The sequence below is a fragment of the Corallococcus sp. AB032C genome (genome assembly GCF_003668935.1).
GTDB lineage: Bacteria > Myxococcota > Myxococcia > Myxococcales > Myxococcaceae > Corallococcus > Corallococcus exiguus.
The window spans coordinates 22,060-40,040 of sequence record NZ_RAWP01000053.1 but is presented as its reverse complement, the minus strand read 5'-3'; the positions used below and the strand labels follow the sequence as shown (position 1 = coordinate 40,040).

General features: G+C 68.6%; 20 protein-coding genes. 13 read left to right on the top strand and 7 right to left on the bottom strand.

The annotated features are described in order from the left end of the window. Positions 1 to 58 precede the first annotated feature (58 nt). Both D7X99_RS23010 and D7X99_RS23005 read right to left on the bottom strand, forming a co-directional pair. Positions 59 to 1,555, bottom strand: a complete 1,497-nt coding sequence (locus D7X99_RS23010; RefSeq protein WP_121779654.1) for a pitrilysin family protein — start codon at positions 1,553 to 1,555, stop codon at positions 59 to 61. A gap of 2 nt (positions 1,556 to 1,557) precedes the next feature. Then, positions 1,558 to 2,964: a pitrilysin family protein gene (locus D7X99_RS23005; RefSeq protein ID WP_121779653.1), complete on the bottom strand. Its 1,407-nt coding sequence runs from the start codon at positions 2,962 to 2,964 to the stop codon at positions 1,558 to 1,560. Between the two features lie 132 nt (positions 2,965 to 3,096). On the opposite strand from D7X99_RS23005, the gene D7X99_RS23000 reads away from it, so the two are divergent. Continuing rightward, positions 3,097 to 3,918: a hypothetical protein gene (locus tag D7X99_RS23000; RefSeq protein ID WP_121779652.1), complete on the top strand. Its 822-nt coding sequence runs from the start codon at positions 3,097 to 3,099 to the stop codon at positions 3,916 to 3,918. A gap of 9 nt (positions 3,919 to 3,927) precedes the next feature. Here D7X99_RS23000 and D7X99_RS22995 read toward each other — a convergent pair whose 3' ends face one another. Then, complete coding sequence (locus D7X99_RS22995) at positions 3,928 to 4,728, bottom strand: hypothetical protein (RefSeq protein ID WP_147476232.1); 801 nt, start codon at positions 4,726 to 4,728, stop codon at positions 3,928 to 3,930. Between the two features lie 184 nt (positions 4,729 to 4,912). Here D7X99_RS22995 and D7X99_RS22990 point away from each other — a divergent pair, with 184 nt between their 5' ends. Beyond that, positions 4,913 to 5,353 (top strand): CBS domain-containing protein, encoded by a 441-nt coding sequence (locus D7X99_RS22990; protein ID WP_120576160.1) that lies wholly within the window; start codon positions 4,913 to 4,915, stop codon positions 5,351 to 5,353. 5 nt (positions 5,354 to 5,358) lie between these two features. On the opposite strand, the gene dnaA is transcribed toward D7X99_RS22990, so the two are convergent. Next, on the bottom strand, positions 5,359 to 6,714 hold the full coding sequence (gene dnaA, locus D7X99_RS22985) for a chromosomal replication initiator protein DnaA (RefSeq protein ID WP_121779650.1): 1,356 nt from the start codon (positions 6,712 to 6,714) through the stop codon (positions 5,359 to 5,361). A 287-nt stretch (positions 6,715 to 7,001) separates the two neighbouring features. Between dnaA and D7X99_RS22980 the strand changes: the two genes are divergently transcribed. The 3 genes from D7X99_RS22980 to D7X99_RS43840 all read left to right on the top strand — a co-directional run bounded on the left by D7X99_RS22980 (position 7,002) and on the right by D7X99_RS43840 (position 9,260). Further along, positions 7,002 to 7,700 carry a hypothetical protein gene (locus D7X99_RS22980; protein WP_121779649.1) on the top strand — a complete coding sequence of 233 codons (699 nt, stop codon included), beginning with the start codon at positions 7,002 to 7,004 and terminating at the stop codon, positions 7,698 to 7,700. Between the two features lie 97 nt (positions 7,701 to 7,797). Continuing rightward, positions 7,798 to 8,487: an amidohydrolase family protein gene (locus D7X99_RS43845; RefSeq protein WP_158627056.1), complete on the top strand. Its 690-nt coding sequence runs from the start codon at positions 7,798 to 7,800 to the stop codon at positions 8,485 to 8,487. A gap of 68 nt (positions 8,488 to 8,555) precedes the next feature. Then, complete coding sequence (locus D7X99_RS43840; RefSeq protein ID WP_233613633.1) at positions 8,556 to 9,260, top strand: amidohydrolase family protein; 705 nt, start codon at positions 8,556 to 8,558, stop codon at positions 9,258 to 9,260. Between the two features lie 30 nt (positions 9,261 to 9,290). On the opposite strand, the gene D7X99_RS22965 is transcribed toward D7X99_RS43840, so the two are convergent. From D7X99_RS22965 to D7X99_RS22955, 3 genes are all read right to left on the bottom strand, one after another. Further along, positions 9,291 to 10,028, bottom strand: coding sequence for a hypothetical protein (locus tag D7X99_RS22965; protein WP_147476231.1), 738 nt, complete (start codon positions 10,026 to 10,028; stop codon positions 9,291 to 9,293). Between the two features lie 152 nt (positions 10,029 to 10,180). Further along, a complete protein-coding gene (locus D7X99_RS22960; protein ID WP_121779673.1) occupies positions 10,181 to 10,936 on the bottom strand; it encodes a DUF5953 family protein in 756 nt (251 codons plus the stop codon). Next, positions 10,933 to 11,529, bottom strand: coding sequence for a DUF6310 domain-containing protein (locus D7X99_RS22955; RefSeq protein ID WP_306465329.1), 597 nt, complete (start codon positions 11,527 to 11,529; stop codon positions 10,933 to 10,935). Before D7X99_RS22955 ends, D7X99_RS22960 begins: the two co-directional genes overlap by 4 nt. 600 nt (positions 11,530 to 12,129) lie before the next feature. Here D7X99_RS22955 and rpmH point away from each other — a divergent pair. The 8 genes from rpmH to D7X99_RS22915 all read left to right on the top strand — a co-directional run bounded on the left by rpmH (position 12,130) and on the right by D7X99_RS22915 (position 17,976). Beyond that, positions 12,130 to 12,282, top strand: coding sequence for a 50S ribosomal protein L34 (rpmH, locus tag D7X99_RS22950; RefSeq protein ID WP_120526629.1), 153 nt, complete (start codon positions 12,130 to 12,132; stop codon positions 12,280 to 12,282). A 15-nt stretch (positions 12,283 to 12,297) separates the two neighbouring features. Beyond that, a complete protein-coding gene (gene rnpA, locus D7X99_RS22945) occupies positions 12,298 to 12,717 on the top strand; it encodes a ribonuclease P protein component (RefSeq protein ID WP_121779645.1) in 420 nt (139 codons plus the stop codon). Further along, on the top strand, positions 12,714 to 12,932 hold the full coding sequence (yidD, locus tag D7X99_RS22940) for a membrane protein insertion efficiency factor YidD (protein WP_120576129.1): 219 nt from the start codon (positions 12,714 to 12,716) through the stop codon (positions 12,930 to 12,932). Before rnpA ends, yidD begins: the two co-directional genes overlap by 4 nt. 54 nt (positions 12,933 to 12,986) lie before the next feature. Beyond that, on the top strand, positions 12,987 to 14,810 hold the full coding sequence (yidC, locus tag D7X99_RS22935) for a membrane protein insertase YidC (protein WP_121779644.1): 1,824 nt from the start codon (positions 12,987 to 12,989) through the stop codon (positions 14,808 to 14,810). Next, the gene (locus D7X99_RS22930; protein WP_121779643.1) at positions 14,807 to 15,598 is read left to right on the top strand and encodes a hypothetical protein; all 792 of its coding nucleotides are present in this window, start codon (positions 14,807 to 14,809) and stop codon (positions 15,596 to 15,598) included. Before yidC ends, D7X99_RS22930 begins: the two co-directional genes overlap by 4 nt. 46 nt (positions 15,599 to 15,644) lie before the next feature. Then, positions 15,645 to 15,872, top strand: a complete 228-nt coding sequence (locus tag D7X99_RS22925; protein WP_120576126.1) for a hypothetical protein — start codon at positions 15,645 to 15,647, stop codon at positions 15,870 to 15,872. Positions 15,873 to 15,931: 59 nt separating this feature from the next. Further along, entirely contained in the window at positions 15,932 to 17,290 is a 1,359-nt protein-coding gene (gene mnmE, locus D7X99_RS22920; RefSeq protein ID WP_121779642.1) for a tRNA uridine-5-carboxymethylaminomethyl(34) synthesis GTPase MnmE, read from the top strand. Between the two features lie 77 nt (positions 17,291 to 17,367). Then, entirely contained in the window at positions 17,368 to 17,976 is a 609-nt protein-coding gene (locus tag D7X99_RS22915; protein WP_121779641.1) for a Uma2 family endonuclease, read from the top strand. Positions 17,977 to 17,981 lie beyond the last annotated feature (5 nt).

Below are 17,981 nucleotides of genomic sequence, written 5' to 3'. Positions count from 1 at the left end.
GGGGCCCCGACACCCACGTCGGGACCCCGGCTTCAACACCTTGCAGTGAAGCGCTCCGCTACTTGGACGCCGGCGTCTCCACCAGCGTGAGCTTGCCCAGGTTGAGCGGCGTCACCTGCTCCTGGATGACCAGCGGGTCGCCCACGAGCACCACCTGCATGTTGGCCGGGTCCAGGTAGGACTCGGCCACGCGCTGCACCTCCGCGGCGCTGGCGTTCTCCAATCCCTCCACGGCGCGCTTGAAGTCGTCCATGGGGCGGCGGTGGAAGTAGAGATTCGCGGCGCTGCCACCCAGGCCCTCCACCGTCTCGAAGGCGCCCGGGAACGCGCGGATGAGGCCTTCGCGCGCCGCGGCCAGCTCCTTCTCCGTGATGGGGTTGGACTTGATGCCGGCCAGCTCCTTGATGAACTCGTTGAGCGCCGGACCCGTCACGTCCTTCCGCACGGCCGCGTACGCGGTGAGCGGTCCCACGCCCAGGCGCGTGCCCAGGTGCGCGTTGGCGCCGTAGCTGTAGCCCTTGTCCTCGCGGATGTTCATGTTGAGCCGGCTGCCGAAGAAGCCGCCGAACACCGTGGTGGCCAGCTCCAGCGGGTACTCGTCCGGGTGGCCCGCGGAGAGGCCCGGACGGCCCACCAGCACCATCGTCTGCTCCAGGCCCGGCTTGGGAACCACGCGCACCTGCTGGCGCGGAGGCGCGGGCGGCGCGGGCGGCGGCTTGGGCGCCACGGCCCCGCCCTTCCACCCGCCGAAGTACTTCTTCCCCCACTCCACCGCCTGCTGGAGCGTCACGTCGCCCGTCATGATGAGCGCGGCGGCGCGAGGGCCCGTGTTCTTCGCATAGAAGTTCTTCGCGTCCGCCAGCGTGAGCGACTCCACCGTCTTCGGCGTACCGCCGGACGTGTGGCCATAGGGGTGGTCCGCGCCGAACACGGCCTGGTAGTAGGCCTGCTGCGCCAGGAAGTTCGGGTCGCCCATGCGGCGCACCAGCTCGCCCAGCTGCTGCTTCTTGCGGCGCTCGAAGGCCTTCGCGTCGAAGGTGGGCCGCAGGACGACGTCCGACAGCAGGCTCATCGCCGCGTCCACGTTGGTCGTGAGCACGCGCGCGCCCACGAAGGCGCCATCGGGGTCCACCGACAGCGCGGGCGACACGCCCAGGTCCGCGAACGCGTTGTCCAGCGCCACCGTGTCGCGCTTGCCCGCGCCTTCCAACAGCATGCGGTAGGACAGGTCCGCGATGCCCAGCTTCGCGGCGGGCTCCTGCGACACGCCCGCGGCGAAGGCGATGCCCACGAACACCAGCGGCAATTCCTTGCGCGTGCTGACGATGACGGTGAGGCCGTTGTCCAGCTTCGCCTGCTCGAAGGTGGGCAGCACCAGCTCCGGCGGCTTGCCGGGCTTGGGCTGCTGGTCGCGGAACGCCTCCGCGTCCGGAGCGGGTGTCTGGGATTGCTGCGCCGTGGGGGGCGTCTCGGTGGGAGGCGTCTCCGCGGGCTTCGTGGTGGCGCAGCCGGCGACGGACAGCGTGAGGAGGGCAGTGAGGATTCGGCGGTGCATGACTAGCGGGCCTCCTTGCCCGGGGCGGAAGACGGCGCGGCCTTGTCGGCGGACGGCACCGCGTGGAGCACGACGCGCGCGTCCGGGCGCAGCACGTCGTTGGCGAACTGCTTCACCGCGTCGGGCGTGACGTCCTGGTAGCGCGCCAGGTCCTGCGCGACGTAGTTGGGCTCGCCCACGAACTGGTTGTAGCTCTGGAGCGTGTCGGACTTGCTGCCGGAGCCGCCCACCGCCTGCAGACCCGCCAGCTGGCGCGTGTCATAGCGGGTGCGCGCGCGGACAATCTCCTCCTGCGTGACGCCGTCCTTGCGGACCTCGTCCAGCACCGCGTCGATCTCCTTCTTCAGCGTGTCCGTGGTGACGCCGGGCCGGGCCACCGCCTCGATGGAGAAGACGGACTGCGCGCCCTGGCTCTGCTGCACGGCGTCCACGCTCTGCGCCAGCTGCTTGTCCAGCACCAGCCGGCGGTACAGGCGGCTCGCGCGGCCCGTGCCCAGCGCGGTGGCGAGCACGTCCGCCGTCGCGTCCCCGGGCTTCAGGTACGGGGCGGTGAGCCAGGACATGGTGAGCAGGGGCAGCGTGGCCACCTTCTCGTCGTGGCGGATGACCGTCTCACGCGGGACCTTCACCGGCTTCACGTCCGGACGCTGGGGCCTGGGTCCGGAGGTCAGCGTGCCGAAGTACTTCTCCACCAGCGCCTTGGCCTTCGCGGGGTCGAAGTCGCCCACGATGGCGAGCGTCGCGTTGGAGGGCGCGTACCACTTGCGGAAGAACGTCTTCACGTCATCCACCGTGGCCGCGTCCAGGTCCTTCATGGAGCCAATCACGTTGCCGGAGTACGGGTGCGGCGCGGGGAACAGCGCCTGCCACGCCTTCTCCTGCGCTTCGCCGTAGGGGGCCGTCTCCACGCTCTGGCGGCGCTCGTTCTTCACGACCTCCTTCTGCGTATCGAGCTTCTTCTGCGTGAGCGAGTCCAGCAGGAAGCCCATGCGGTCACTCTCCAACCACAGGGCCGTCTCCAGCAGGTTGCTGGGCACGGTCTCGTAGTAGTTGGTGCGGTCGAAGCTGGTGGTGCCGTTGAGGTCCGTGGCGCCCGCCTGCTCCAAGAGGCCGATGTGCACGTCGTCCGGCACGTGCTTGGAGCCCTGGAACATCATGTGCTCGAAGAGGTGCGCGAACCCGGTGCGGCCCGGCTGCTCGTCGTAGGCACCCACGTGGTACCAGATGTTGACGGCCACCACGGGCAGCTTGCGGTCCACGGAGAAGATGACCTCCATGCCGTTGGGCAGCGTGTACTTCTCATACGGGATGGCCAGGTTTTCGCGGCCGGGCTCCAGCGGCTTCGCTTCGGGGGTCTGAGCGAGCGCCGGAAGCCCCACGAACAGGGCCGCTGCGGCGAGGGCCTTCAATCGGGACAAGGTTCCTCCACGGTTCAGGACGTTCTGTGGCGCGCTTAGCACGCGCTCCAGGGCCTGTAAGCCGGAAGGAGACGGGGTGGGCTCCAGGGTGCCGGGTGTTGCTCGCCGTGCGACACTGCGGCCATGAGCCTGGAGGTGCCCCTCTCCCAGCAGGGCCGCTGCGCGGTCCACCCGGACCTGCCCGCGGGCGGCACCTGTTCCCGCTGCGGGAGCTTCTTCTGCGCGGACTGCGCCACCTCCGTGGCGGGCCTGGGCGTGCGGTTGTATTGCACGGCCTGCGCGGCGCGCCCGGACGTGAACTACCTGGAGGCCCTGCGCCAGCGCTACCAGGGCCGGCGCGATGACTGGGCGTGGGTGGTGGGAGGCGTGACGCTGCTGCTCTGCGTGGCCACCGCCGCCGCGCTGGAGCAGTGGGGGCTGCGCGCGACGAAGCAATCGCTGTTCACGCTGGTGCTGCTCATCCCCGTGCCGGTGGGCGTGGCCTTCTTCCTGGGGCAGCGCTGGGCGAGGCATGCGCTGCTGGCCACGCCGTTGGTGATGGCGGTGGCGGCGGATGCCCTGGCGCGGAACGCGCGCTTCCTCTTCTTCTTGTGCGCCATTCCCGGGCTGCTCACCGCGCTGCGCATCCACCGCGATGTGCGCAACCAGCTCTTCTTCCGGCTGCCGGTGTCGCCCGGGGCGCTGAAAGCGCTCTGGGACCAGCGCTTCAACAACCCGATGGCGCGTCAGGCGTTGCGGTTCGGTTACAGCTCATTGTTCATGCCCCTGCTCTCGCCGCTCGCGGTGATCTGCGGCGCGGTGGCGCTGACGCGCGTGGACCTGACGGCCACACCGCCCATCGGCCGCCGGGGCCAGGCCATCGCGGGCCTGGTCCTGGGGTTCCTCAGTCCACTGCTGTGGTGGCTCGTCCTGCTGCCGTGGCTGGCCGACCTGATCCACTCCTGACCGCGGCGGTCAGAAGGAACGGGCCTGCAGGGAGATCCGGGTGCGGATGGTGTCGCGCACCCGGTCCCCGGCGCCCTGGCACTCGCCGCGCGCTTCGTCCAGGCGCAGCTCTGAGTCCGTCCGGGGCAGGTCCCCGCTCTGGAAGCACGCCCCCAGCGGCAGCTCCCTCAGCCAGGCATCCTGGTTGAACATCACGCGCAGGGAACCGCCCTCCTCCAGCGTGAGGTCGTAGGCGGTCTCGAAGCCCAGCGCCGTGCCCTCGGGCAAGGTGAGGTTCATGTCCCAGGCCCGCGAGTCCTGGGTCAGGCGGGAGTGGGCCTTCAAGCCGCCCTTCCCCAGCACGAAGTCAACCCGCCGGTAGATGCCGGGGGGCACCCGCGGTATTTCCACGTCATTCCAGGGCTCCCCAGTCGCCAGGTCGATGGAGAACGGGCCCGCGAGCGTGACCGTGCCCGGGGCGTCTCCCGACTGGACGCACCGGGTGCCCTCCGGGAGCTCGTCCTCCACGTCCTCGCAACGCAGTCCCCCGCCCAATTCCAGACGGATGTCCGCCACGATGGCGAAGGCGGTCTCCAACCGGAAGACCGAGCCGTCACCCGACTTGATGTCGGGGAGCGAGGCCGGGTCCGTCATCGCCCGGACTCCCGAGGCCGGGACCGCCAGGGAGCTCCCCTGGAGAAACGAGTGATTGAGCGCGAAGTACAGCCGGGGATGGCTGTCACCACAGCCGGACAGGCCGAGGGACAGCAAAGACAGACACCGCACGGCGACAGCAGGGCCGGAGGTACGCAACCAGGGGATGGAGGGCATGTCGGAAGCAACGCGTAAGGGGGAGCGCCTCCGGCCGGGCGTCCCGATGCGCGGACCCCGGAGGGCCCACGAAGCCGCAGCCTGCCTGAAGCCCGGGGAAATGGACAGACACCCGCGAAGGCATCGCATGCCAGCGGATAGGCCGGTGCCCACGCTGAAGGAGGAACCCCACAGGAGAGACGCCATGGCAACGCAACGAGTGAGCGACGTGATGACATCCGACGTGGAGGTCGTCCGCCCGTCTGATTCCCTGAGGGTCGCCGCGGAGAAGATGCGCCTGCTGAACGTGGGCCCCATCCCCGTGTGTGACGGCGACCAGCTGGTGGGCATCGTCACGGACCGGGACATCGTCATCCGCGCGGTCGCGCAGGGACTGGACGCCGAGCGCACCCAGGTGGCCCAGGCGATGACCCGGGGCGTGGAGTTCGTCTACGACGACGATGACCTCACCCAGGCGGCCCAGAAGATGAGGGCTTCGCAGATCCGCCGCATCCTGGTGTTGAACCGGGAGAAGCGGTTGGTGGGCATCCTCTCGTTGGGGGATGTCTCGGCGGAGCTCAGCGACCAGGAGAGCGGCAGGACGCTCGAGGAGGTGTCCGCCCCGTCACAGCCGGCCGCACCCTGAGACGGCTACATGCCGCCGAGCTTCGTCTCCAGCTCCGACAGGTCGCGGTGCACGGCCGCGTCCGTCTCCCGCAGGCCTTCGACCTTGCGCACGGCGGAGATGACGGTGGAGTGGTCCTTGTTGAAGCGCGAGGCGATCTCCGGGAAGGAGCTCTTCGTCAGCTTGCGGCTCAGGTACATGGCCACCTGGCGCGCGTGCGCGAGCGCCTTGTGGCGCCGATCCTCCTTCAGCGCCTCGACCGTCACCTTGTAGAAGCGGGCCACCTCGCGCTGGATGGCGTCCACGTCCACGGCGCGCTGCGCGGGCAGGATGTCGCGCAGCACCTGGGACGCGAACTCCTCCGTCACCGGCTGCTTGGTGAGGCTGTGCATCGCGGACAGCTTCACGAGCGCGCCTTCCAGCTCACGCACGTTCTTCTGCACGTGCTTCGCGATGAAGTGCGCCACGGGGTCCGGCAGGTCGAGGCCCTCCTGCGCCGCCTTCTTCTGGAGGATGGCGACGCGCGTCTCGTAGGAGGGCTCGCGGATGTCCGCCATCAGGCCCATGGCGAAGCGGCTGCGCAGGCGGTCCTCCATGCCGGGCACTTCCGCGGGCACCATGTCGCTGGTGAGCACGATGGCCTTGTTGAGGCCGAAGAGCGTCTCGAAGGTGTAGAAGAACTCCTTCTGCGTCTCCTCGCGCTTGCCCAGGAACTGGATGTCGTCGATGAGCAGCACGTCGCACTCTTCGCGGAACTTCCGGCGGAAGTCCGTCATGCGGTGCTCCCGCACGCTCTCCACGTACTCGTTCGTGAACTGCTCGCTGGAGAGATAGACGATGCGCTGGGTGGGGTCCTTCTCCCAGATGTGATTGCCCACTGCCTGGAGCAGGTGTGTCTTGCCCAGGCCGGTGCCGCCGTAGATGTAGAGCGGGTTGTAGTTGTGGCCCGGCCGGTGGGCCACGGCCTGCGCGGCGGCGGCGGGGAGTTGGTTGCTGTCCGCGACGACGTAGGTGTCGAAGGTGAAGCGCGGGTTGAGCCGCGCGGGCCGCAGCGAGTTCACCTTGACGGTGGGCGTGGGCGGCAGGTCCGCGGACTGCGGGAGGCCGACGACGACCTCGTAGGCGACGCGGCCCAGGGACGGCTCCAGCCGGGCCAGGTGCGTCTCCAGCATGGAGCGGTAGTGGTCATCCACCCAGTCGCGGAAGAAGCGGTCGGGCACGCCCAGGACCAGGGCGTTCTCGCGCACCTCCATGGGGCGCATCCGCTCCAGCCAGGTGAGGGCGTAGTGCAGCCCCTCCTGACGGATGGCTTCCAGCGTGCGGGTCCAGATGACGCCGGCACTGGGAAGCGAAGGCGAAGGGGCTTGGGCGAGGGCGTTCACTTGGAGGCTCAGGGACGGCGCGGAACGAGGGAACCCGCGGGCGTCCGGCGGTGCTAACACCCGCTCTCCGGCTGATCAAGGAACCGGCCTGTAGCACGGATCAGCGGGACGCCCTGGCGAGTGGGGATGATCACTCCCGGTGGATCCGCATTTTCTCCTCCGGCGCGAGCCGTTCCGGTGGGTTGTGCGAGGTGTGCCGTGGAGCCACCTGAACGGATCCACCGTGGCATGTCAGCATGTCCGCGGGTGGACGTCCGGGTCCCACCCGCTACCTTGGACATGAACGCATGGCCATCACCGAGCGCAGGACTGTGTTCGCGACCACCGGGGAGGGACGGACGTTCCTGCTCCGCCGGTACGATCCACCTGGGGAGCCTGCGTCGTACGAGCTCTCCTTGTACGAGGACTACCTCGGCCCCATGCCGAAGGAGTTGCCCCTTCAGGGACTTCCTCCCGAAGGCTTCACCGCGGAGACGGAGGCTCTGGAGCAGGTCCGGCGCAGGCATCCGGAGGTGACCGCGTTCGAGGATGTTCGTCGGGGACGTCACGTGGCCATCGACTTCGTGCGCGCCCTGAAGGTCGGGAGCCTGGAGCCGTTGCGGCCCTCGATGACCTCCGATGAACTGGTGGACCTGCTGGGAGTCCCCGAGGAGGTGATGTCCATATCGAGGGACGCTAGCGCCGTCCTCTGGTTCTACGGCGCCGTGCAGCTATACCTGGAGCACGGTCGGCTCATCTGCCTGGAGATCGACGACGGCGTGGGGGTCTTCACCAGCCTGGAGCTCACAGGCTGGTTCTTGGAGCCGTCGACGACAAGGACGGAACTGGAGGAGGCGCTGAGACTCCGGGGCATCACCTTCACGCGGAAGACCCACCTGGAGGCCCAGGTCCTCCGAGTGACGGGTGGCTTCCAGTTCGACTTCCACGCGGAGGTCGAACGCATTCACGCGCTCTACTGGAACCACCCGCTCGCGGTTTCCGGATAGCGGAGTCTGCCGCTGGACGGATGGCGAAGGTCCCTCCGTGGCTCTCCCCTACTCCCGGCATCATGGGTGGGGACCCTCGATGACTGGGATCGGCGGGATGTGTGAGGCGCATCGTGGAGTGGGGCTGACGCGCAGGAGAGCGCTGTTCGCGGGGGCCCTGCTGCTGGGCTCGGGATGTCTTCGACGGGGGACGGTGCCTGCTCGCGAAGTGCTGCCTTCGGACACGGGGAAGGCGGACCGCCGCTACCTGGTGAAGGGCGGCGTGGTGATGAGCATGTCCCCGGCGGTGGGGGACTTCGCCCGCGCGGACGTGCTGGTGGAGGGGCGGCGCATCGTGGAGGTGGGGCCGGACGTGAAGGCGCCGGACGCGGCGGTCATCGACGCGGCGGACTGCATCGTGATGCCGGGCGTCATCGACACGCACCACCACCAGTTCGAGACGGCGCTGCGAGGCGCACTGGCGGAAGGGCTGGTGACGGATGACGGCCGCGCGCCCGGGGAGCGGAACTACTTCGAGGAGATCATCGGCAAGCTGGCGCCCGCGTACCGTTCGGAGGACGTGTATGCCTCCGTGCTGCTGGGAGCGCTCAGCCAACTGGACGCAGGCGTCACCACGGTGGTGGACACGTCGCAGGTGATCCACACGCCGGAGCACTCGGACGCGCTGGTGCAGGCTTTGAAGGACGCCGGGCGGCGGGCGGTGTTCGCGTTCGGCACGGGCAAGAAGGGCAACCGCGTACCCGAAGGACCTGCCCCGGCTGAAGCAACAGCACTTCGCGTCCGGTGAGCACGCGCTGGTGACGCTGGTTCACGCCGGGCTTCCGGGACACCTGGGCGCTGGCGCGCGAGGTGGACGTGCTCATCGTGACGCACGTGGTGGGCCGCCGGGGACATGGCGCCGTCCTGGAAGAACTGGGCCGTGAAGGGCTTCTGGGCGAGGACAATGAATACATCCACGTCTCCGGCCTGGAAGGAGATGCGCCGTGGAAGTGGATGAAGGACACAGAGGGAGGGATCTCCATCGCGGCGCCCATCGAGATGACGATGCGGCACGGGATGCCCCCGCTGGAGAAGGTGCTGGCCTTCGGGCTCCAGCCGTCGCTCAGCGTGGATGTGGAGTGCACGATGACCGCGGACTTCTTCACGCAGATGCGGACGGTCTACACGCTGCAGCGAGCGCTGGTGAACGAGCGGGCCCTGCGCGGAGAGAAGGACCTGCCGCCCATGCTCACCTGCCGCGACGTCCTGCGCTTCGCCACGGTGGAGGGCGCGAGGGTAGCGCACTTGTCGAAGCGGGTGGGCACGCTCACGCCGGGCAAGGAAGCGGACCTGATTCTCTTGAGGACGGACGCGCTCAACGTGGCCCCGCTCAACAACGCACTGGGCGCCGTGGTGACGCTCCTGGAGCAGAGCAACGTGGACACCGTCATCGTGGCTGGACAGGTCCGCAAGTGGCGGGGTGCGCTGGTGGGCGTGGACCTGGCGGGCCTGCGTCAGCGTGTCACCGCGTTCCGGGACTTCCTGTTCGAAACATCCGGGGTGCCGCGCCGGTTGTTCTGAAGGGCCCTTGCGGCCTCCGCACGCGTCGGCTCATTCCCGCCCCAGGCCCCAGTTGCGGTCAGGGTCATTGTGGCGATTGTTGGCGTACAGGCTTTCCTTCTGAATCTTCTGGGCCGTTCCATCAGCAGAAACCCACGAGAAGATGACATCGGAGTCGTGACTCTTCCCAGAGTTACTCCAATAGATGAACACGCTCTTGGTCACGAGCAGGCCCCCAATCCTCATTTGGATGGATCCGCCCTGTAAACCATGGTGGCGGATGAATACGCTGTTGAGCAGGCTGTATGTGAAGTCCTGCTCGGTGATGCGTTCTGGCTGATCGATCAAGAGGGCACGTGCCTGCCGGGCCTCTTCATCCTTGCGCATTGCTTCGAGGATCTCCGGAAGAGAATTGGCATACGCCCGGAGCTCTACGGGGTCGCCGAGGCCCGCCTTTTTCTTGCGCAGCTCGAAGAGTCCCGCTTCATACATTCGGATGAGCAGGGACGCACCTGTGGGAGTCACACGATTGTTCCCGAAGCCCTTGGAGCATTCGTACAGGTCCGAAGGCGTGATGAACATCCCAGGACTGGGTTCTCGACGGCGTGGATCAGAAGGCTTGGGAATAGGTGTGCCGTCCGCTCGAACGTAGGATTGCGCCCATGCTCCATTCCGTTTGGAGGCGTCGTAGTACTCGTTGAAGAAGTCGTTTTCGAAATGCTCGAGGGTTTGCTTTGCGAGGCGCGGCTTGACATGGGGCAGCAGCGCGAGCGCCTTCGATAGGAGCATGAGCCGCTCATCAGGGATTCTTGGTGAAGGCGATGTTGGGGAGGACATTTTGGCACCCAAAAAATCCAGCGGAAGGCATGGCACGAAGTCGGTCTCTCGTTCCTACGCCTTGGGTATGCCATGGAGGTCTGACACGCGGATTGGGAGTGCGATCAAGGCACTGACTGTCCGCCGATCTCCGGAAAACGCTCGTAGGCCCACAGAAGTGCTGCCAGGTGCGCGCGGTTTCCCAGGTCGAGCGGAGCATCCGTGAGCCGGACCACCCACCCGCCAGTAGCCGTGCGCCGGGCACGTGACAGCAACTCGGCGTCACGCGAAGGGTCCGGGAACCCGATGGCCATCGCGGCTGAGGCAGACCAGTAGTTCAGCCAACCCAGGTGGCGTGGAATCTCTGGAGCGGAAATCGCTTCTGGGAGCTTGAGGGCGGGCAGGCCGAGAGGTGGCCTTTCAGGTCCATGTCGCTTCGGACCTGTTTGATCCGCGATGACCTGCATCACGGATGACGGCGCCAGGAGCCCCCAATATGCGCGGATACCCTCCGCGACGTGCTCCAGCACATCCGCTGCCGCCGCGATGCCGGCTGTGTCCTGAGGCAGCTTCGCATGGACCTGGAGTTGAGGTTGTCTGCCCGGACTCGAACTGGCGGATCTGCGCAGTCCGGAAATCGTCACGGGGTAGTCCTCGTCTCCGTTGCAGATGAGTGGAAACTCTCCTCGCGCTGCTGAGGCCGCGAGCCACGCGTCTCGCTGAGATAGCGCGACGGGCTTTCCTTCCTTGGATATCTCCCACGCCAGACGCATGCCGGGCATCGCCCGTTCCATGCCTTCAACGACAGCGAGCGTACGGCCGTCGTCCATCGTTAGAGCCGGCGCATGGACATTCAGGATGAGGCGGTCGCGCGTCGTCATCGTCCGCACCCCGTGACGACGATATCCAACTCGTCGGCAATCTCCTTCAGCGCGGCTTTATGCGCCTCGCTGCTCACGCCCACCACGAAGGCGTAGCCACATGCCCCCGCGATGTCTCGCTCCTCCAGCAGCTCGGCCACCTGGTCCCTGACCACCTGCGCTTGAAGGAAGTCGCTGTACGTGTCGAACTGGTCGGTCTTGATTTCCCACAGCACGCGCACACCGAATTGCAACGCATCGAAGTGCTTGCCGTTCACGAGCACGTCATGGCCGGGGTAGCGATTCGGTGGAATCCTGTCGGCACACCGGTTGTGCGCGTCGTCTCCTCCCCGGTGCTTGACCGGAATGGGCTCGCACCTGGGATGGCGCGTCCGGTCCAAGGCGTCGGGAGGTATCGGGGGCTGCCAGTCCTTCCCGACAGGGTCGGGTTCAAGCTTGGGCTTCCGTTTCGCCACGGTCTCCCGGGGAACGGCCTGCGTTCCTCGCATGGCCCCAGCTTCCTCGGGATAGAGCTGGCGGAACTCGTACGCGTCCAGTCCCTCTTTGATGGCGACCCCCACCACGACAACCCCTGTGATGATGACTGCGCCCATGACGATTTCAGGAGCGACAAGGACACAAACTCCAAGGCCCAGGGTTGCAGCTCCAGCGGAGGCGACCGTGCAACGTCCCGTCGGATCGTGAAACCGGATCCGGTGATGGTCCAGCGCTCCGAAGCAGCGCTCCACCACCACGGACCAAGGCGAAGAAGCCTCCTGGACGACGCATCGTCCCTCATCACTCCAGGGCAGTTTTGACGCCCTATGGAGGTTGGCGACTCTCAAGGAAGAGGTCGTGCGGGCCTTCAGGGGCGTTGAGGGAGCGCACGCCGAGGCTAGGAGCAAAAGCAGGATGCAGGCAGGGAGGCGCATGGCCACGCCCGTTCAACCGGCCAACCACTCGTGGGTCAACAGCGAAGGACCTGGATCGGGCCCGCCCTACGCCGGACCCAGGGTCCTTCAGCCAAGCCCTCTTCCTTGCTCCCTGCCCCCTTTTCCTACATGATCGCCCGGTCCACCCGGCGCAGGGCTGTACGGTCGGCGCAGGTGATCCTTGATTGACTTGTCCAAGAATTAGGGTTACGGACGCCCCCTTTCCACTGTACGGGTCGCGCCGGTGATTCAGGCGCTGCCTTCAGCTCTACAGGAGTCGTTGTGTCCAAGCGCACGTACCAGCCGTCGAAGATCCGGCGCAACCGCGCCCACGGGTTCCGTAAGCGGAACGCCACCAAGGGCGGCCGGGATGTCCTCAAGCGCCGCCGCGCCAAGGGCCGTAAGCGCCTGGTGGTGTCGTCGTTCAAGAAGTAACTGGACGCACGGACGATGGCCGAGGGAGCGGCGCCGCGGGTGCCTCAGGCAACCGACGAGCGCTTCCCCAAGGCCTTTCGCCTGCTCCAGCGGCGTGAGTTTCTTGAAGTCCAGGAGGGCGGTCAGAAGGTTCCGTCCGACTGCCTCCTGGCGCTCGTTCAACGCAATTCCCGGGCGCACTCCCGCGTAGGTCTCACCGTTTCCAGCAAGGTGGGCAACGCGGTGGTGCGCGCACGCCTGCGCAGAGTGCTCCGCGAGCTGTTCCGCAAGCACCGCGGGCAATGGCCCCCCGGTCTCGACGTAGTCCTGGTCGTCCGCTCCTCGGCGAAGGAAGCCTCCTTCGCGCAAGTTTCCCGTGCGTTCGACGGCGTCACCCGTAAGCTGCAACGGCTCTTTCCGGCACCGCGCGTGCCTCCTAAAGAGCCCGCCCCATGAGTCCACTCGCCTTCGTCATCGCCCTGCCCATCCGCTTCTACCGGCGGTTCCTGGGGCCGCTGCTGCCGAAGGCGTGTCGGTTCCATCCCTCGTGCTCCACCTACGCCATGCAGGCGCTGGAGAAGCACGGCGGGTTCAAGGGCAGCGCCCTCACCGTCTGGCGCCTGCTGCGCTGCCAGCCATTCCACCCCGGTGGATTCGATCCCGTCCCCTGACGGTTTGCTTCCGCCCGCCCTCCGGCGCCGTGCCGCCGGGGCATAGGGAACTCCATGACGAACGACCCGCTGTCGCCCCAGTCCAACGATTCGCAGAAGCGGCTGCTCCTGGCGCTCGCCCTCTCCTTCGCCGCCACCGCCGCCTACACCTTCTTCTTCGCCCCCAAGGGGCCGCCCCCGGGCGCGGAGGGGACGGACGCGGGCGTCGAAGTCGCCTCCACGCTGGACGCCGGCACCCCGGGCATGGCCGCCGTGCCACCGCCGGGTGTGGGAGGCGAGGACGCGGGCACCCACGCGGAGGCCCCGCCGCCCCCCGCGCGCACCGCGGAGTTCGCCCGTCCGGAGGTGAAGTACACCTTCTCCTCGGAGGGCGCCGGCCTCACCTCCGCCGTGCTCCAGGGCACGAAGATGCGCGAGCAGCAGTCGCTCACCGTCAAGGAGGGCTTCGAGAAGCTCTTCGGCAAGGACATCCCCCCGCCGCCGCAGATGAACGTGGCGCACCCCGTGCCCGGCCAGCCCCTGCCGCTCGCGGTGACGATTGAAGGCGGCGCGCCGTTGGCGGCGAACACCCGCTACGCCGTGCAGGAGGGCCCCACCGACAACGGCGGCAGCGTGGTGTTCACCGGCCGCCAGGGTCCGTGGGAGGTGACGAAGACGGTGCTGTGGCCTCGCGAGGGCTTCGAGTTCACCTACACCCTCCAGGTGCGCAACACCTCCGCCCAGGCACAGGCGGGTGAGCTCAAGGTGCACTACGGCCGCGCCATCGATCCGGAGTTCGAGCACGCGCCGTCCTTCTTCGGCGGCGTGGGCAACCTGAGCCGCTCCGCGTGCTGGGTGGAGGACAAGCTCCACAACCTGTCCCCGGGCGACAAGCCGCCCGAGGAGACGAAGGGACCCATCTCCTTCTTCGGCATCAACCAGCAGTACTTCCTGGCCGCGCTCTACCCGCTGGACGGCGCGCTCAACGGCCACTGCACGCTGACCGCCACGCCCACCGCGCGCGAGGTGTCCGCGGGCTTCCCGCTCAACGTGGCCCCCGGCCAGGTGGCCACGTTCCGCTTCGGCGGCTACGCGGGCCCCAAGGATCCGGACCTGCTGCGCCTGGTGCCCGGCGCGGAGCTGCGCTCGGTGGCCGGCCTGTCCACCGCGGCCTTCCACCCCATGATGGAGGACACGGTCGACTTCGGCATCTGGGCGGTGGTCTGCAAGATCCTCCTGGCCGTCATGAAGTTCTTCCACGGCATCGTGGGGAACTGGGGCGTCGCCATCATCCTGCTCACCGTGGTGGTGAAGCTGGTGCTGCTGCCGCTCACCTACCGCTCCATGGTCAGCATGGAGGCGGTGAAGGTGCTCCAGCCGAAGATGGAGGAGATCCGCAAGAAGTTCGCGGACGACAAAGAGCGCCAGAACATGGAGATCATGAAGCTGTACCAGGAGGCGAAGGTGAACCCCCTGGGCGGCTGTCTGCCGCTGCTCATCCAGATGCCGGTGTGGATTGCCCTGTTCACGTCGCTGCGCAACAGCTTCGAAATCTACGGCGAGCCCTTCTTCGGCCCCATCTGGCGCGACCTCACCTACAAGGATCCGACGTACATCCTGCCGCTGGCGCTGGGCGTGTCGATGATCATTACGCAGAAGATGCAGCCGCAGATGATGGACGCGGCGCAGGCGCGGATGATGACCTGGGTGATGCCCGTCATCTTCACCTTCACGCTGCTCCAGTACCCGGCGGGCCTGTCGCTCTACATCTTCACGAACAACGTGCTCTCCATCGGCCAGCAGTGGGGCCTGCGCAAGTGGCTGGACCGCAACAAGAAGAACCAGACGGGCGGCGGGACGCCGGCGGTCATCACCGCCGGGGGAGGCAAACGCAAGTGAGCGGGGCACAGGTCGTGGCGGGCGGCGGGGACTTCCGTCCCCGGGTGGAGAAGCTGCTCACGGACATCCTCGGGCTGATGGGGTTCCCGGCGCGGCTGGACCTGCAGGACGCCACCGACGGCAGCCTGTCCGTGGCGCTCCACTTCGAGTCCGGCGCGCCTCCGGGCGTGGAGCCGGGCAAGCGCAGCCAGGTGCTGGATTCGCTCCAGTTCCTGCTCAACAAGATGCTCCACCGCCCCGGCGTGGAGCGCCGCTGGGTGATGCTGGGCGCGGGTGCACACCCGGAGCCCCGGCCGCGCCGTGACGCGGCGGCACAGCAGCAGGCCGCCGCTGCCGCTCCGGTCACGTCCGTGGCGCAGGCGGCTGCCGCCTCTCCCGCGCAGCCGCCAGCCCGGGCCGCGGCGCCCGCTCCGGCCGCGCAGCCGCAGCAGCGCAACGCTCGGGGTGGGCAGCCGGCGCAGCAGGCCGCGAAGCCCGCGCAGGCCCCCGCGAAGAGCGCGGAGGCGGACGAGCGCACGCTGCAGGTCGAAGAGGATCCGGCGTTCCGGGAGGCCGTCCGCAAGCTCGCGGAGAAGTCCGCCAGCCTGGGGCGCTTCTATGCGTTCGCCGCGATGAAGACTGAGGACCGCGCGCGCGTCCTGAAGGCAGTAGAAGGAGTGGGTGGCGTGAAGGTGGCGGCGGAAGGCGAAGGCCGCAACCGGCGCGTGGTGTTCACCCCGGCGAAGCCCGCCCCGATGCCCAAGCGGAGCCTGCTGCCGGACGACGACGAGGACGACGTCGACGCCTGAGCAGGTGTGCCCGCTTCGGGGCCGCTGGCGGGCGCGAGAGGAGCGAATGGGTAAGTCGAAGGGTTTGAAGGACAAGCTGTACGGCGCGGCGGTGCTGAAGATGAGCTTCCGCCTGCGAGGGGACGAGGAGTCCCCGGCGTTCCGCTTCGTCTACCCGGGCGTGCTGCGCGACCTGGCGGTCGACGACGCCGAGGTGGAGAAGTACATCGAGGAGCACCGCGACGTCGTGGAGCGCGCCGCTCGCGGCTCCACTCCGCCGCAGGGCGTCCGGTAGGGACTCGGGGGTGGGAGTCATGCGTGCGCGCCCGTCCGCCGGTGCTCCCCTGCCCCTCCATGACGTCTGACTCCGCCACCATCGTCGCGCTCGCCACCGCGCCCGCCGCGGGGGCCGTGGGCATCCTCCGCGTGTCCGGACCGGCCGCGCTGGAGGTGGGGCGGAGGCTCGCGCCCGGTGTCCCCGCGTCTCCCACGCCGCGCCATGCGTACCTGGCGTCGTTCGTGGATGCGGCGGGCGCGGTGCTGGATGAGGGACTGTTCCTCTACTTCCAGGCGCCCCGGTCCTTCACGGGCGAGGACGTGGTGGAGCTGCAGGCGCATGGCAGTCCGCGACTGTTGCGGCTGCTGCTCGCGCGGGCGCTGGAGGATGAGCGCGTGCGTCCGGCGCTTCCCGGTGAGTTCACCCGGCGCGCGTTCCTGAATGGCCGCATCGACCTGACCCGCGCGGAGGCGGTCGCGGACCTGGTGGCCGCGGATTCGGAGGCGGCCGTGCGCGCCGCGGCGGCCGGTCTGTCCGGTGCGTTGGCCGAGCGGATCCGCGCGCTGGAGACGCCGCTGCGCGAGCTGCACGCGGACCTGGAAGGCGTCCTCAACTTCCCTGACGAGGCGGAGGGCGCGGACGCGGAATCCGGTCCTCGCGTCACCGCGCTGCGCTCCGCCGCCGAGGCGCTGCGCGCGGAGGTGGGCCGTGGACGGCTGGTGCGCCAGGGCGCTCGCGTGGCGCTGTACGGGCCGGTGAACGCGGGCAAGTCCACGCTGTTCAACCGGCTGGTGGGCGAGGCCCGCGCGCTGGTGGATGACGAGCCCGGCACCACCCGCGACGCGCTGGAGGCCCGCGTCGAGTGGGACGGCCTGGGCGTCACCCTCTACGACACCGCCGGCCTGCGCGAGGCGCCCGGACGCGTGGAGGCCCTGGGTATCGCGCGCACGCGGGAGCTGCTCGCGGCCGTGGACCTGGCCGTGCTCGTGCTGCCTCCGGGGACTTCGGTGGACGAGGCCTCGTCGTGGACGCGCGAGGCTGGCGCCACGCCCGTGCTCTCCGTCACCGGCAAGTGCGACGTGATGCCGGGGGCTCGGGAGGAACACGGCGCCGCCGCCCTCCCCTCCCCTGCCCCGCCGCGCGTCAGCGGCCTCACGGGCGAAGGCGTGGAGGCGCTCCGGACCTCCGTGCTCACGCGGCTGTGGGGCGGTGGCACTCCCTCCGCGGTAGCGCTCGTTTCAGAGCGTCACGCGGACGCCCTGCGTCGCACCGCCGAGGCGCTGGGCCGCGCCGAAGCGGCGTCACGCGTGTCCACCCTGGAGGTCCTCTCCGGCGAGGTGGGGCTCGCGCTGGAGGCCCTGGGCGAGGTGTCCGGAACCAGCGTTTCCGAAGCGCTTCTGGACACCCTTTTCCATCGCTTCTGCATCGGGAAGTAGCGCCTTCGCGGGTGGCGGTCCGCATGTCAGACCCCTCCCTAGAATGCCTCGCGTTCACCGGCGCTCCCCGAGGATTCATGACGGCACTTCAGCACCTTCAACCCACCTCCCACTCCCTGCTCTCGGCGCTTCCGTCGGGCTGGGTTGGGGAAATCCTCGATGGCGAGCTGGTGGCCTCGCCCCGCCTCTCCGTGGCGCCCGCTCGCGCGGCCTTCATGATGGGCGTGGAGCTGGGAGAGCGGCTGGATACGCGCCGTGGCGGCAACGGCCGCTGGTGCCTCCTGCGCGCGCCGGAGCTGCACCTGGGTGAGGACATCCTCGTGCCCGACCTGGCCGCCTGGCGCCGTGAGCGCGTGGCCGCTCCGCCGGAGCCCGGCGCCGCCTTCTTCACCCTGGTGCCGGATTGGGTCTGCGAAGTGCTGACCCCCGCCACCACCGCGCTGGACCGGGCCCGCAAGCTGCCCCTGTATGCGCGGGCCGGCGTGTCCTACGTCTGGCTGGTGGACCCCGTCGCGCGCACGCTGGAGGTCTACCAGCGCCTCAAGCGCGGCTGGCTCCTCACCGCGAGCCACGAGGACGACGCCATGGTGCGCGCGGAGCCCTTTGCTTCCGTCCCCCTGGAGCTGGGCTCGCTGTGGCTCCCCGACGCGCCGGAGGAGATGCCCCGGCTCGTCGCGGTGCCCTGAAGCCG

Bases quoted from the DNA above. Each gene is read 5' to 3' on its own strand.
- D7X99_RS23000 (WP_121779652.1), top strand. From the start codon at position 3,097: ATGAGCCTGGAGGTGCCCCTCTCCCAGCAGGGCCGCTGCGCGGTCCAC.
- D7X99_RS23010 (WP_121779654.1), bottom strand. From the start codon at position 1,555: ATGCACCGCCGAATCCTCACTGCCCTCCTCACGCTGTCCGTCGCCGGC.
- yidC (WP_121779644.1), top strand. From the start codon at position 12,987: ATGACGAACGACCCGCTGTCGCCCCAGTCCAACGATTCGCAGAAGCGG.
- yidD (WP_120576129.1), top strand. From the start codon at position 12,714: ATGAGTCCACTCGCCTTCGTCATCGCCCTGCCCATCCGCTTCTACCGG.
- D7X99_RS22995 (WP_147476232.1), bottom strand. From the start codon at position 4,728: ATGCCCTCCATCCCCTGGTTGCGTACCTCCGGCCCTGCTGTCGCCGTG.
- D7X99_RS22915 (WP_121779641.1), top strand. From the start codon at position 17,368: ATGACGGCACTTCAGCACCTTCAACCCACCTCCCACTCCCTGCTCTCG.
- D7X99_RS22960 (WP_121779673.1), bottom strand. From the start codon at position 10,936: ATGACGACGCGCGACCGCCTCATCCTGAATGTCCATGCGCCGGCTCTA.
- D7X99_RS22955 (WP_306465329.1), bottom strand. From the start codon at position 11,529: ATGGGCGCAGTCATCATCACAGGGGTTGTCGTGGTGGGGGTCGCCATC.
- mnmE (WP_121779642.1), top strand. From the start codon at position 15,932: ATGACGTCTGACTCCGCCACCATCGTCGCGCTCGCCACCGCGCCCGCC.
- D7X99_RS22990 (WP_120576160.1), top strand. From the start codon at position 4,913: ATGGCAACGCAACGAGTGAGCGACGTGATGACATCCGACGTGGAGGTC.
- D7X99_RS22965 (WP_147476231.1), bottom strand. From the start codon at position 10,028: ATGCTCCTATCGAAGGCGCTCGCGCTGCTGCCCCATGTCAAGCCGCGC.
- D7X99_RS22925 (WP_120576126.1), top strand. From the start codon at position 15,645: ATGGGTAAGTCGAAGGGTTTGAAGGACAAGCTGTACGGCGCGGCGGTG.
- D7X99_RS43845 (WP_158627056.1), top strand. From the start codon at position 7,798: ATGTGTGAGGCGCATCGTGGAGTGGGGCTGACGCGCAGGAGAGCGCTG.
- D7X99_RS22980 (WP_121779649.1), top strand. From the start codon at position 7,002: ATGGCCATCACCGAGCGCAGGACTGTGTTCGCGACCACCGGGGAGGGA.
- rnpA (WP_121779645.1), top strand. From the start codon at position 12,298: ATGGCCGAGGGAGCGGCGCCGCGGGTGCCTCAGGCAACCGACGAGCGC.